Annotated in this window: 14 protein-coding genes; 5 read left to right on the top strand and 9 right to left on the bottom strand. The window is 64.4% G+C overall.

Annotated elements, in window-relative coordinates; translation table 11 throughout:
- The 4 genes from QZ501_RS07470 to QZ501_RS07455 all read right to left on the bottom strand — a co-directional run.
- Positions 1 to 410 (bottom strand): hypothetical protein (locus tag QZ501_RS07470; RefSeq protein WP_295718452.1); only part of this gene is annotated, 410 nt, incomplete at its 3' end.
- Positions 411 to 636: 226 nt separating this feature from the next.
- A complete protein-coding gene (locus QZ501_RS07465; RefSeq protein WP_295718449.1) occupies positions 637 to 1527 on the bottom strand; it encodes a hypothetical protein in 891 nt (296 codons plus the stop codon).
- Entirely contained in the window at positions 1527 to 2090 is a 564-nt protein-coding gene (gene ampD, locus QZ501_RS07460) for a 1,6-anhydro-N-acetylmuramyl-L-alanine amidase AmpD (protein WP_295718456.1), read from the bottom strand. Before ampD ends, QZ501_RS07465 begins: the two co-directional genes overlap by 1 nt.
- Positions 2091 to 2192: 102 nt before the next feature.
- The gene (locus tag QZ501_RS07455; protein WP_295718447.1) at positions 2193 to 4451 is read right to left on the bottom strand and encodes a DUF1631 domain-containing protein; all 2259 of its coding nucleotides are present in this window, start codon (positions 4449 to 4451) and stop codon (positions 2193 to 2195) included.
- A 100-nt stretch (positions 4452 to 4551) separates the two neighbouring features.
- On the opposite strand from QZ501_RS07455, the gene nadC reads away from it, so the two are divergent.
- Positions 4552 to 5436, top strand: coding sequence for a carboxylating nicotinate-nucleotide diphosphorylase (gene nadC, locus QZ501_RS07450; protein ID WP_295718445.1), 885 nt, complete (start codon positions 4552 to 4554; stop codon positions 5434 to 5436).
- A gap of 71 nt (positions 5437 to 5507) precedes the next feature.
- Entirely contained in the window at positions 5508 to 6092 is a 585-nt protein-coding gene (gene thpR, locus QZ501_RS07445; RefSeq protein ID WP_295718443.1) for an RNA 2',3'-cyclic phosphodiesterase, read from the top strand.
- On the opposite strand, the gene QZ501_RS07440 is transcribed toward thpR, so the two are convergent.
- Genes QZ501_RS07440 through QZ501_RS07425 form a run of 4 tightly spaced genes read right to left on the bottom strand, consistent with a single transcriptional unit; the run spans position 6089 to position 9282 of the window.
- Positions 6089 to 6430 carry a YqcC family protein gene (locus QZ501_RS07440; RefSeq protein WP_295718441.1) on the bottom strand — a complete coding sequence of 114 codons (342 nt, stop codon included), beginning with the start codon at positions 6428 to 6430 and terminating at the stop codon, positions 6089 to 6091. The two genes, thpR and QZ501_RS07440, sit on opposite strands and share 4 nt — an antisense overlap.
- 5 nt (positions 6431 to 6435) lie before the next feature.
- Entirely contained in the window at positions 6436 to 7233 is a 798-nt protein-coding gene (locus tag QZ501_RS07435) for a ParA family protein (RefSeq protein WP_151439000.1), read from the bottom strand.
- Between the two features lie 54 nt (positions 7234 to 7287).
- Positions 7288 to 7989: a DnaA regulatory inactivator Hda gene (gene hda, locus QZ501_RS07430; RefSeq protein WP_151438999.1), complete on the bottom strand. Its 702-nt coding sequence runs from the start codon at positions 7987 to 7989 to the stop codon at positions 7288 to 7290.
- Positions 7990 to 7998: 9 nt separating this feature from the next.
- Entirely contained in the window at positions 7999 to 9282 is a 1284-nt protein-coding gene (locus tag QZ501_RS07425; protein ID WP_295718437.1) for a DUF2066 domain-containing protein, read from the bottom strand.
- Between the two features lie 141 nt (positions 9283 to 9423).
- On the opposite strand from QZ501_RS07425, the gene purM reads away from it, so the two are divergent.
- From purM to QZ501_RS07410, 3 genes are read left to right on the top strand one after another with little or no spacing between them, the layout of a single operon-like run.
- Entirely contained in the window at positions 9424 to 10479 is a 1056-nt protein-coding gene (purM, locus tag QZ501_RS07420) for a phosphoribosylformylglycinamidine cyclo-ligase (RefSeq protein WP_151438997.1), read from the top strand.
- Positions 10479 to 11138, top strand: coding sequence for a phosphoribosylglycinamide formyltransferase (gene purN / locus QZ501_RS07415; RefSeq protein ID WP_295718435.1), 660 nt, complete (start codon positions 10479 to 10481; stop codon positions 11136 to 11138). Before purM ends, purN begins: the two co-directional genes overlap by 1 nt.
- Before the next feature lie 56 nt (positions 11139 to 11194).
- Entirely contained in the window at positions 11195 to 11929 is a 735-nt protein-coding gene (locus QZ501_RS07410; protein WP_151438995.1) for a DUF3108 domain-containing protein, read from the top strand.
- Here the strand turns inward: QZ501_RS07410 and QZ501_RS07405 are convergent.
- On the bottom strand, positions 11920 to 13182 hold the full coding sequence (locus QZ501_RS07405) for a valine--pyruvate transaminase (RefSeq protein ID WP_295718432.1): 1263 nt from the start codon (positions 13180 to 13182) through the stop codon (positions 11920 to 11922). The two genes, QZ501_RS07410 and QZ501_RS07405, sit on opposite strands and share 10 nt — an antisense overlap.
- Positions 13183 to 13193: the final 11 nt, after the last annotated feature.

Here is a 13193-nt window from a genome sequence, read left to right as displayed (position 1 = left end):
TCCTCCAGCATCTGGTTCCAGGCCGACGTGACGTCATCCAGCTGGGCCTTCAGCGTATCGCCGTTATCCAGGGTGTCCGCATAGTCGCTCAGAACCTGCAGCTGCTCGGTAACGGCCGCCCTGGCCTGCTGCGACTTGTCCCGGAGTCCGCCTTCGAGCTCCCGCACCCGCACCACCGTGTGGTAATCGCGGAAGCGCTGGGCACTGCGCACCAGGTCATTGGCCTCGGCAACCGCCTCTGTACCATCGATCGCCTTGTTCAGGTCATCAATGGAGGCATTCAGCTGGCTCACCAGGAGATACCCCAGTCCCGCTATAGGGATCAGGAACAGAACACTGATCAGGCTGAACTTGTAGACAAACTTCAGCCTGTTCATCAGCAGAATGGCAGGGGTCAGCAGTTTCTTCACGGTACGCCCTCCGAGCGTTCAAACACACCAGTCGTACTGGCAGGCCGGCCCTGGATCCTGCCGGCGCTATCGCCTATGTGCCGCACTCCGATGCGGCGTTATTCGATTCACAGTAGCCTCTGAATCATTCCGTGCCCGGAAGTCTAGGTCAGATATGCACCGGGACAAGCCTGATCCGTCAGTTCCATGGGCTGTTTAACGACTTTTTCCCGCGGATCTTGAGCCTTCAGGGCAGAATCCCCATGAGCGCGAGCACAGCCAGAACCGCCAGCCAGACAAGCAGGCTGCGGTTCAGCAGATGACGCACGGCCAGCAGACTCCTGTGACCGTAATCCGGCCAGCCATCCGGGTCATGGGCCTGGAAGCGGGCAGGATCCAGGGCGTAGCTTGAAAGGGCGCTGCCGGCGGCGATCAGAAGCACCTCGCCACAGCTGTCGGTCCGCCGGGGACGGCGATTACGGGGTTCACCCGACCAGCCGGAGAAGTCTCCCGCCAGGGCAAAGCTGAATGACAGCAGCCAGCGCGGCGGTACAGCGAGCCAGTGAACCCAGCGCCCGAAGCGGGCGCGGACTCTGGTGGAGGGGTAGTGGTCGCGCAGCATCAGGGCGACCAGGATCAGTACCACCCCGGCGGGGCCCAGAAGAGCGTACCAGAACAGCGGCAGGAAGTAGCGCTCAAAGGTGGTCTGGATCAGCGCACCGCACAGGCTCAGGTGAAGTTGTTCCGGCGCCAGTGCCGCGCCCCGCTGCTCCACAGGCAGCAGTGGCGAGACATGATGCCAGGCTGCCTGCATATCCCCGGTGCGCCAGGCCGCACTGTAGGCCCTGAGCGGTGCCCGCCAGCCCGGCATACCGGTACCGGCCACCAGCAGTGCGAGCGCCAGCAGGCTTGCCCAGAGCCCCCCGGCGATACCACTTGTCCCCCATGAAAGCAGACCAGTGAGAACAACGAGCAGTCCGTACAGGGGCAGCAGCCAGCGCAGCGTACCCCGCCCCCCGTCCTTCTCCGGCGGCGCATGCTCCAGGAGCCGCCTCTGCCAGTACCCCGGATCCAGCCAGCCGCGGGCATCGAGTTGCCGGCGCAGCATCCAGGCCAGAAGAATCACCAGAAGACGCATCAGCTCAGTCCCTCTGCCGTCTGTGCAATGCCCCGCCGGAGCCGCGGCCAGTCAAAGGCGGGCCCCGGATCGGTCTTGCGCTCCGGCGCAATGTCGGCATGCCCCACAACCCGGTCCGGGGTAATATACGGGAAACTGCGCATGATGCCCCGGGCCAGCGGAATCAGGCAGTCGTACTGGGCTTCCGTGTAGGGCGTGTCATCGGTGCCCTCCAGCTCAATACCAATGCCGAAGTCATTGCATTCCGCCTGGCCATTGAAACAGGAACGCCCGGCGTGCCAGGCCCGATCCAGCAGGGAAACAAACTGCACCAGTTGCCCGTCGCGCCGGATCAGAAGGTGGGCCGATACACGCAGGTTACGCAGCCGCTCAAACCAGGGGTGCTCACTGCAGTCCAGGGTGTTGCAGAAGAGGCGCTCGATGGCGTCGCCACCGAACTCACCGGGAGGGAGGCTGATACCGTGAATCACCAGCAGCGAAACGCCGGCTTCTGCAGGCCGGGCATCGTGGTTGTCCGAGGGCCTGGGTTGCGCCGCCGGCAGCCATCCCTCCGGGTTGGGCATCAGGAATTCAACAGGATCACTGGCCAATGCGCTTGCCTCACTCGCGGGTTCAGGCGGCAGTGAAGCACAGTGGCCATATTTTGCAAGAGGGAACCCGAAGCCTCAGGCGGTCTGCCCCTGGCGCAGGCTGTCGATGACCGACTCCAGGGCGCGGTCAAAGATCAGGCCATCATCCAGCATCTCGAGGGTGCCATCAGCCAGGGCCTGATTGACCTCCGGCATCATGTACTCCACCACCCGGGCGCCGTTGCGGTTAACAAAGATGTACTTGCCCGTGGCGCGGATGACCGCCGCCAGCTTGCAGCGCACAGGGCTGCCCTCAGGGGGCTGCCATGTAAGCCAGGCCCCCACGCTCAGATCCGGGGGCGTCACCGCCTCGGCTTCTTCCTCGGGCTGCTCGGGCACGACCTCGGCAGGCGCTTCAAGCGGCTGCTCCGCAGCGAGCTCATCACCGGACGCTTCGGCCAGGCCTGGGGGCGCCTCGCTGGTGAGATCCAGCTCACTGCCGCCGGTGGTCTCCTGCGGCGCTTCTTCCTTCGGTGCGGTCTTCAGGCGCTGGAGCACATCCACATGCACCAGCTCAAGCTGATGCAGGCTGCGGTCCGTTTCAAAGGGATCCCAGCCGATCTTTTCCAGGCTCTCGCGCACGCTTCGCACAATGCCGGGGATCTCACGCAACAGCACTGAGCGGGTGGAGGCCAGGAAGGGTGCTGGGTCCAGGCTCCAGAGCAGCCTGTCGGTCAGCTCGCACTGCGCCTTCCAGCCTTCGCCCTCATCACCCTCGCGCAGGTAATGCCACTTGAGCACACGGAACCAGGCACTCTCCAGAAAGCCCTGCAGGCTCTCCGGCACCGTGTACCGGGCCCGTGCCTCGCTCAGGAAACGTTCCACCTCGGCCCTGGCCTGCTCATCCCGGGCGCGCCCTTCCTCGGCATCGCGCAGGCGCTGCTCCACCAGTTCACGCCGCCGCCGATCCTTCTCCATGAAGGCCGTGAAGTCGTCCAGAACGGATTCAAAGACGCTCACGTCATCACTGTACTCATTCAGGATCCGGCTGACCGCGGATTCCATCTTCTCGTAGAGCGGATCACGGCTGCTGTCGTTGCTCTCGTTCCACGCCAGCGCCGCCGAGGACAGCTCATTGAGCAGTTTACGGGCAGGATGACCACCACGCTCGAAGAAGGCCGGATCCACAAGGGCCACCTTGACCATGGGAATCTGAAGCCGGCCTATCAGTGCCTGCATCGTCTCGGGCAGGCGGCGATCCTCAAGGATGAAATCGAACAGCATGGAAACCAGGTTGATCACGTCCGAATCCACCTGGCGCACATTGCGATCATTGCTGTTAACCAGTCCCTGAACAACAGGAACCATACCACCCGCCTGTGAGGCCTCGGCCGAGAGCTGAACACCGGAGAGCATCTGCACCAGCTCGGATGTCTGCACCGGTGTAGCCCCCTGACCAGCGCCAATGACCGGGAAGCCCTGACCGGCACCCATGGAGCCGGACGGCATGCCACCGCCCTGGCCACCGCCCGAATGCATCATCTCGATCAGGCTGCGGATGTCGGTGCCACTGGACCGCTCGGCCCCGTCACCGGCAGCCGGGCCGCTGCTGGTCTGCCCTGCCGTGCCGGCCGGCGCACCCTGACTGGTGTTGCGGCGCTGACGCTGCGGCATAGGATTCTTCAGGTTGGGCAGCACACCCTCATCGCTGAGATGTTGATTGGCCTCGGTGTACAGGTTATCCAGCTGGTTGATCAGCAGCTTGTCGAACAGCTTATAGATCACCAGCCGGGAGCGTATATCGATGGACAGCGAGGAGCAGGCCTCAGCAAGGCCGTGACAGATGACTTCCGGCCCGAGGGGATTGCGCGAGGACGCCAGGTCCGGGTTCCGCAACAGTTCCGCCACCCGCTGGCGCAGCAGCTCCACCTGGTCGGTGTAGCGGTTGCGGATGCGCTGGATCATATTGTCCACCGCCACCTGCTCTTCCAGGTCGTCGTCCTCCACCAGCGACAGCGACTCCAGGTCGGACTCCCCTTCGCTGTGCCGGCCCGGCGCGGGCTCGAAGTGACCACCTTCATTGAAGGCACGGCTCAGCCACTGCTGGAAGGCCAGGGTCATGGACTTGCGTTGCATGCGCAGTTCACGCATGGCATCAAAGTAGGTGGTTTGCTCGGCATTGGAGCGTGAGCGCTCGGACAGATCAAACAGCGCGTCATCGGCGCTGTCGAAGAAAGCGTCAAGCAGTGTGCGGAAACGGACCGCCGCCCTGTCGCGCAGGCTGATCAGCGGGGATGGCAGCTGGCGCCCTTCCCCGGACTGCCCCAGGGTGACTACATTCTCTCCACGGCTCATCTGTCTGGCTCCCGAACTTCAGCGAAACGCCGGTTGGATTTTCAACGGTTCCACTATAGAGTCGGAGCGCGTCAATCTGTGTCAGAATTTGTCACCTTTTGTGACCACCGCCAGCAAGGGCCAGACCATGATGAACCCGATCCCCGCTGCCACACTGCGTCAGGCAGTGACACGCGATGTCGCCGCCAGTATTGCCGAGGATGAAGGCTCCGGTGACCGCACCGCCGCCCTTATTGATCCGGCGCGCGTGGTCGAAGCCGGGGTCATTGTGCGTCATGAGGCGGTGGTCGCCGGCAGACCCTGGGTGGATGAGTGCTTCCGGCAGGTGGACCCGCGCCTGAGCGTGGTCTGGCACTGCAGTGAGGGGGAGCGGGTCGCCGCGGATTCGCACCTCCTCACCATCACCGGCCCTGCCCGGTCCCTGCTCACCGCCGAACGCATCGCGCTCAACTGGCTCCAGACGCTCTCCGGTGTGGCAACGCGCTGTCGCGCCTATGCAGACCTTATCGCGCATACCGGGGCCCGACTCCTGGACACCCGCAAGACCCTGCCGGGACTGCGCATCGCCCAGAAATACGCGGTCGGATGTGGTGGCTGCGCCAACCACCGTATCGGCCTGTACGACGGCATTCTCATCAAGGAGAACCACATCGCCAGCTGCGGCTCCATAACCGCCGCCGTTGAGCGTGCCCGGCAGACATCACCGGATGTGCCCCTGGAGGTGGAAACCGAAACCGAAGCGGAAGTGGCGGAGGCCATCGCTGCCGGCGCCGAACGCATCATGCTGGATGAGTTCCCGCTGGAGAGCATGGCGCGGATGGTGGAACGCTACCGTGGTCAGGCCCGCTTTGAGGCCTCCGGCGGCATCACGGAGGCGAACCTGGCGGCCATTGCGGAAACCGGCGTCGATTTCATCTCCCTGGGCGTACTGACCAAGGATGTCACGGCCGTGGACCTTTCGCTGCGCATACGGGATGAGGCCTGAACGGCACAACGGACGGTAAACGTCTATAGTGAGGGTCAGACGGGGTGCCTGCGACAGAGGAGGATCCGAAGGTGGCCGACGCGATCCGAAGCTTTCTTGCCGTGCCAGTGGGGCAATCCGTGGCGGAACCCCTGATGGCCACGGTCAACGCCTCAACCCACGCCCTGCCGCCGCTGCGGGTTACCCCATGGGCGAACCTGCATCTCACACTGGTGTTCCTGGGCGCCGTCCCGCAGCGGGTACTGGATGATCAGGTCATACCACGGGTGGGTGAACTGCTGGCCGATGCGCGCCCGGGCCGGATCCACTTCCGTCAGGTGGCGGGTTTCCCCGATCCCGGCAGCCCCCGTCACCTGGTTCTGGAAGGCTACGCCTCCCCCACCATCGAAACGCTCCAGCGCACCCTCAGGGAGGGCCTGGCAGAGACACTCGGGCATTCCCGGCAGGAACAGCAGTGGCGCCCACACATCACGGTCGCCCATTTCCGGGACCGCAAGCCGCGCCCCATAACAGCCACGCCCTGGCAGGCGGAACTGCCAGTGGCCGAGGTCTGTCTCTACGAAAGCGAGCAGGGCCTGCACGGTCCCGTGTACAGGGTGCGGGAGCGCTGGCCACTGGCCCAGGAACCGGACGAGGCCGACGCTACGGAGACCTAGCGCGCGGCCGTTACCAGCTCGTCCAGCCGCCGGAGCGCCTCGATCAGCAGGCTCCCATCCTGCTCCAGGTTCCGGAAGTATTCTTCGGCCATGGGGGCCACATCACACCAGGGAGGCATGGATTCGCCCCCTTCCAGCATGCCCTCCAGTTTGGGCAGGAACACGAACTGGACCCACTCCGGGAAGCTCATGGTATCCACGCAGAAGGGCTGCACACTGGCAAAGGCCTCGGGGGATGGCGGCACAGTGCTGTGCAGCGCCAGTTCCGAGAGCGCCTGTTCCACACTTTTCATGCTGCCGGGCAGGGCCTGGCGCGCGTGTTCCCGGTCCATTGCCATGCGCCTCAGGCTCCCAGCGGTTCCACGTCCACGGTCTCACCATTGAGCAGGCCGTAAAGGTCCTGGAAACGCGCCGTGAGGTTGTGCTTCGGCGCCATGTGGATCAGGGGCCGCCCCGCCTGGTGGGATTCCTTCATCTTCACCGAGGACGGCAGCCGGACCGGCAGCACCGGCAGCCCCTCATCCGTCAGCTCCTGGACAAGCCGGCGCGGCAGGCTGGCCTGACTCTGGAACTGGTTGGCAATGATGCCCTCAATCATCAGGTCGGGGTTGTGGTCCTCCTGAAGTTCCTGAATCTCGCCCATGATGCTGTACAGCGCCTGGCGGGAGAAATCGTCGCAGTCAAAGGGAATCAGGCAGCGCTGCGCCGCGATCAGGGCCGAACGGGTGTAGAAATTCAGCGCCGGTGCCGTGTCGATGTAGATGGCATCATAGAGATCGCTCAGGCGGCTCAGGTGGTCGCGCAGCTTGTAGATCTTGTGCTTGGCTTCCAGCTTGCGCTCCAGGTAGTCCAGCTCGGGACTCGAGGGCAGCACATGCAGGTTGGAGAACGCCGAGGCATGCACGAACTCCTCAGGGCGACGGCTGGAGATGCGGAAGGCGATGGACTGCTCCAGCAGGTCGGCCACCGTGTCCTTCAGCTCTTCCGCGGGTCTGCCAAGCAGATACTGGGTTGAATTCCCCTGTGGATCCAGGTCAACCACCAGTGTCCGCACACCACGGCTGGCACTGATGGCCGCCAGATTACTGACGATACTGGATTTCCCCACACCGCCCTTCTGATTGAAAACAACCCGGCGCATGGCTTTCCCCCTGTGTTGTTGCTGTTATCGATGAAATCCCTGCAGATCCGGAGTCTACCAGCCCAGCACCTGCCTGACGAAGGGTACCGTCAGCCGCCGCTGCTGTTGCAGCGAGGCCTCATCCAGATGGTCCAGAAGCCCCAGGAGCTGGCCCGGATCCCGGGGGGCACGACGCAGGATGTAACGGGTCACCTCCTCCGGCATGGCAAGCCCCCGGTTTTCCGCCCGCGCCCGGAGCATGGCCGCACGCTGGTCATCGTCCGGGAGGGCCAGCTGCCACACGGGCAGGGCCCTGAGCCGTGATGCCAGATCCGGCAGGGCCCAGTCCAGTGCCGCCGGCGGCTGTCGGCTCGCGATCAGAAGGCGTCCACCGGCATCCTGCACACGATTGAACAGGTGCAGCAACGCCTCCTGCCAGGCGGGATCCGCAGGCAATCCGTCCAGATCATCCAGACAGACGGGATCGAACCCCTCAAACCCCTGAAGCGCCTCCGGCGCCAGTGCCGCCGCCTCGCGCAGACTGAGCGACACCGGCTGGAGGCCGGCAGACTCCGCGGCCAGGCAGACGGCATTGAGAAGGTGACTCTTGCCCGCTCCGGCATCACCACAGAGCACCAGGGAACCGGCGTCTGCCGATACCGGCCAGGCCTGAAGCCGCTCGACCACGGCCCCGTTGGATCCGGCATGGAAATTGGCAAATCCGGCTTCATCCCGAAGCCGGATCCGCAGGGGAAACTGGGAAGGTGTCTGTGTCATGGCCCCATTCTACTGCTGCAGCGTGGCACCGCTTCCTCCGGTTTCCTCTGCCGAATCCAGCGGCACGATCTCCTGCACCTCACCACGGCCAGGCAGCATACTGCTGCCCCGCTCTTCATCCCAGCGATAGTAGAGCCTCAGCGTGTCATCCTGCGGATCAGCCGGAACCGCACCGTCCGGCGGCCCGCCCGTCAGCACCAGCCGCTCATCAAGCCCAATGTAGTCACGCAGAACGCCCAGATCACCATTGAACGCCAGGTCCAGAGTCAGATGGTCCTGCTTCACCGTGTCCACCTGCACCGACCGGATCGGCTCCAGCCCGGCCAGTGACCGGCGCACACCGGCATAGGACGCGAGTGTCCCAACACCGGTCACCCGCATACGGGCGGAACGCAGGTCCTCGCCCCTGGGCGGCGCCACGGCATAACGCCCGGCCAACCGGTCAGCCCAGGCATCTACCAGCTGCCGCACCACCATGGCACGTTCGCTGTCACGGGCAACGCCCTCCGCAACCCGGTCATCCCCTCGCCACAACTGCCAGCGTGCCCGCCAGCCACCACCGGCCCGATTGACCCTGACCGTCGCCATGAGGTCATGGGGATAGCGTCGGGAAGCCTCCTTTATAGGTCCCTGGAACAGCCCCCAGAGCTCGGACAGACTGACTTCCGCGCGATCCCGCTCATCGTGGAAGGGCAATGCCAGCGGCAACCCGCGCCGCTGGGATTCCGCCCAGAGCGGCTCTTTCCAGGGGCCCCGTTCCGCGGCAATGGCCTCCCTGTCCAGAGGCTGCATGGGTTCCGTAAGGAAGGGGGGCAGTGTGTTCTCCCGGTGGATCAGCTCACGATCACCGCGGTCATCCACCGCGAACCAGACCAGAACCCGGGGGCGATTGGCGCCCCACACCGCCACGCCCCGCTCAGCCAGCATCCGACCAACCGCGGGAGCACTCAGGGTGGCATGGAGCTCCAGCTCTTCCCCATTGCGCCGATAACTGAAGGCGTCAATGAAGCGGGTGGTGCGTCCATCCAGGGCACGCTCGCTGGCACTGTCCCCACCGGCAACCGGAACCAGCTCCCGCACCTCGGCGGGATCACCCGTGAGGCGCAGCAGCACCTGGCGCAGGGCTTCCCGGAAAGCTTCATCCCGTGCCCCCGTCCCGGTATCCTCAACCGGCACTACCGCCTGATACAGACGATCCACAACCACTGCCTGAGCTGGGCCGGCCAGCATCAACAGCAGCAGAAGACCGCCTGCCAGCAGCCCTGCCCGGAACCGATCAATGCGCTGTTCCACCCGAACTCCCATTGTCCACTGTCTCGCCCTCAAAGGTCGGCTCAGGATACAACAACCACCCCAACCACAACACCCACAGCATTTGGCCGGGGATGACCACGGTGCTAGAATCCGCGCAATGCCCGTTTCGAGGAACGCCCCATGAGCGACACCAACCAGGGAATGACCTACCGCGACGCCGGAGTCGACATTGATGCCGGCAGTGAGCTGGTCGACCGCATCGGCGAGAGCGTTGCACGCACCCAACGGCCGGAGGTTCTGGGTGGCCTGGGCGGTTTCGGAGGGGCCTTCGCGGTTCCCGAGGGCTATAAGGAACCCGTGCTGATCTCCGGGACCGACGGGGTCGGCACCAAGCTCCGACTGGCCATGGACACGGAGCGCCACGACCGCATCGGCATCGACCTGGTGGCCATGTGCGTGAATGACATTATCGTCACCGGTGCCGAACCTTTGTTCTTCCTCGACTACTACGCCACCGGCAAGCTCAACAATGACATCGCCGCCGACGTCATCAAGGGCATCGCAACCGGCTGCGAGAATGCCGGCTGCTCGCTGGTTGGCGGCGAGACCGCGGAAATGCCCGGCATGTATCAGGGCAACGACTACGATCTTGCCGGCTTCTGTGTGGGCATTGTGGAGCGCAAACGCCTGATCGATGGCAGCCGCGTGGAGGCCGGTAACGCCCTTATTGGTCTTGGTTCCTCGGGGCCCCACTCCAATGGCTACTCCCTGATCCGCCGCATCCTCGAGCACACCGACGCGGACCTGAAACAGTCCGTGGGCACGGAGACCCTGGGCGAGGCCCTGATGGCCCCCACCCGTATCTATGTGAAGCCGCTTCTGGAGATACTGCACCAGTTCGACGTCCGGGCCATGGCCCACATCACCGGTGGCGGACTCACGGAAAACGTGCCGCGCGTGCTGCCCGAGGGCACGGAAGCAGTCATCGACACCCACAGCTGGCAGTGGCCGGACGTCTTCCAGTGGCTCCAGCGCGCCGGCAACGTGGCCACCGACGAGATGTTCCGGACCTTCAACTGCGGCATCGGCATGGTGGTCTGCATTCCGGAGACCGAGCGTGACCAGGTTCTGGAAACCCTCAATGACGCGGGCGAGGACGCCTGGCTCCTGGGCTATATCCAGGAATCCGATGACCCAGCGGGTGTCCGCTTCGTCCCCGACAACGACGAACGCTGATGCCGGACACCCTGCCGCGTATCGTTGTCCTCATTTCCGGGGGGGGAACCAACCTTCAGGCACTGATTGATGCCGAGGCCGCCGGTACGCTGGATGGCACCATTGCCGGCGTCATCAGCAACCGTACCGGCGTCAAGGGCCTGGATCGGGCTGAAAACGCCGGCATTCCCGCTCAGGCCATTCCGCACCGCGACCATGACAGCCGGGAATCCTTCGACCAGGCCCTGATGGCCGCCATTGATGGGTTCAGGCCGGATCTGGTGGTCCTGGCCGGCTTCATGCGCATTCTTACGGACGCTTTCGTACAGCACTACCAGGGGCGGCTGCTCAATATCCACCCCTCGCTGCTGCCGGCCTGGCCCGGCCTGCACACCCATCGCAAGGTGCTGGAGGCTGGGGAAAAGGAGCACGGCGCCACCGTGCATTTCGTCACCGAGGAACTGGACGGTGGCCCACGCATCATCCAGGGCCGGGTCCGGGTACACCCTGACGATAACGAGGACAGCCTGGCAGGCCGCGTGGGCGTGCAGGAGCGCCGGATCTACCCAGAGGCCGTACGCTGGTTCTGCCAGGGACGGCTGCGCCTGGTGCAGGGTCGGGCGCAGCTCGACGGCACGCCCCTGGACGAACCGGTGGACCCCGACTCCCAAAACACTTGAGCCGGTCACAGGGTTCTCATAGGGTATAAGCAAACCGTCCAACAAGGGATGCTGACATGGACCCGATCCGCCGCCTGGTGCTCACACTCGCTGCCGCCGCCGTTCTGCCTTCCGCCGCTTTCGCGCAGGACCTGGGCCTCTACCCCATGACCACCACCTATGGCGCGGAGCTCGAACGCGGCATCACCATCAGTGGCGAAGCCACGCGTTCACTGGAACCCACGGACACCGGCCGCTGGATCTACCGTTTTGATGTGGACTCCTTCGTGGCGGATATCCGCGAGTCCAGCCGGTTCCGTTTCGAGGACCAGACCGTGATCTCAGAGCGGTACCGCTACAGCCTGGAAGGCTTCTTCCTGTCCAACCGCTACAAAAAGCTCGATTTCAACTGGGATGAAAGCGTCATTGTGGACCGGGTGAACGACCAGCGCACGGACATGAGTGACCACCCGGATGTTCAGGACCAGCTCGGGGCCCAGCTCCAGCTCTGGGTGGACCTGCGCGCCGGCAGGGAGACGATGGAGTACGTAATCCCGGACGAGGGCGAATTCAAGGATTACCAGTTCGAAGTGCTGCGTGAGGAGACCCTGGATACCCGCGAGTTCGGCAAGGTCGAAACCGTAGTGGTGGAACGGGTGCGGGACGAGGACTCACCCCGCACCACCCTGATGTGGTTCGCCCCTGAATGGGATCACCTGCTGGTGCGGCTGGAGCAAACCAATGACGAGGGCGAGGACTTCGAGATCTACCTCAAGAGCGCCACCCTCGACGGCGAACGCATTCAGCCCTGAGCCCAGGCCCGCTTAACTTCCTCGGCAATGGCCTGGAGACCGCGGGCCACGTCCGCCGCGTCCTGGGAATAGGTCACACGCAGGCACTCATGCTGGTGGCGCCAGCCCTCGTCCGGAAGCCCTGGGAAGAAGTAGTGCCCTGACACCACCAGCACCCCCCTGGCCTTGAGCCGCTTGTAGAGCTCCAGACTGCTGATGGGCAGATCAGGGAACCAGAGCCACAGGAACATGGCGCCCTCCGGCTTGTGGACCCGCCAGGGGCACTCATCACCCATGGCTTCCCGGAAGGCTGCCACGGCAGCCTCCATCTTGCGCTGGTAGACGGGCTGCACCAGATCCCGGCTCATGCTGATGATCTCGCCACTGCGCACCAGCGGCTCCGCCAGCATGGCGCCGAAACTCCCTGTGGCCAGGTTCATGATGGCGTTCACACCTGACAGGGCCCGGATCACCGGCTTGTCGGCGATCACGATACCGGTGCGCGCCGCCGGGATACCCAGTTTTGAGAGGCTCAGGCAGAGGATATGCTGGGGTGTCCAGCGCGGGGATGCCTCGGTATACATCAGGTCCGGGAAGGGCGAGCCATAGGCGCCGTCCACGATCAGCGGAATATCATGTTCCCACGCCAGCTCCTCAAGGCCCAGCATTTCGCCATCGGTCAGCACGTTGCCGGTCGGGTTGGTTGGGCGGGACACGCAGATGGCGGCCGTGTCTTCCGTGATCTCGAGCTGCGAGAAATCCACCCGGTACTTGAACTGATTGTCCCCCAGCTCCTCGATTTCAGGGCGGACCGCGTGGAACAGGCCCGGCGTCAGCCCGGCATCGCCATAGCCGATATACTCCGGCGCCAGCGGCAGGAGTATGTGCTTGTGGCTGCCGTCCGGATGTTCACCGGCCAGCATGTTGAACAGCATGAAGAACGCGGACTGGCTGCCATTGGTCAGCCCCACGTTCTCCGTGGTCAGCCCCCAGTCGTATTCCCGGTTGAGCAGTTCAACCAGGCTGGCAATGAACTGCTTCTCGCCCTGGGGTGGGTCGTAAACGCCCGTCAGGCGCCGGAACTGCTCCGGATCGTCCACCAGCTCCTTCATGATCGCCTGCAGCCGGTCTGTCACCTCCGGAAGATGGCCCGGGTTGCCCCCGCCCATCATGACCACGTCGCCACCGGAGGCCATGGCCTCGCCCAGATCGTCCATCAGCGAATTGATGCCGGCGTCCTCGCCCAGCTTCTGACCGAAGGATGAGAGTTTCATGCAGGCTCCCG

Source organism: uncultured Halovibrio sp., assembly GCF_913056445.1.
Taxonomy (GTDB): Bacteria; Pseudomonadota; Gammaproteobacteria; order Pseudomonadales; family Oleiphilaceae; genus Halospina; species Halospina utahensis_B.
The sequence above is the reverse complement of the archived record's forward strand: the minus strand, read 5'-3'. Positions and strand labels throughout refer to the sequence as shown.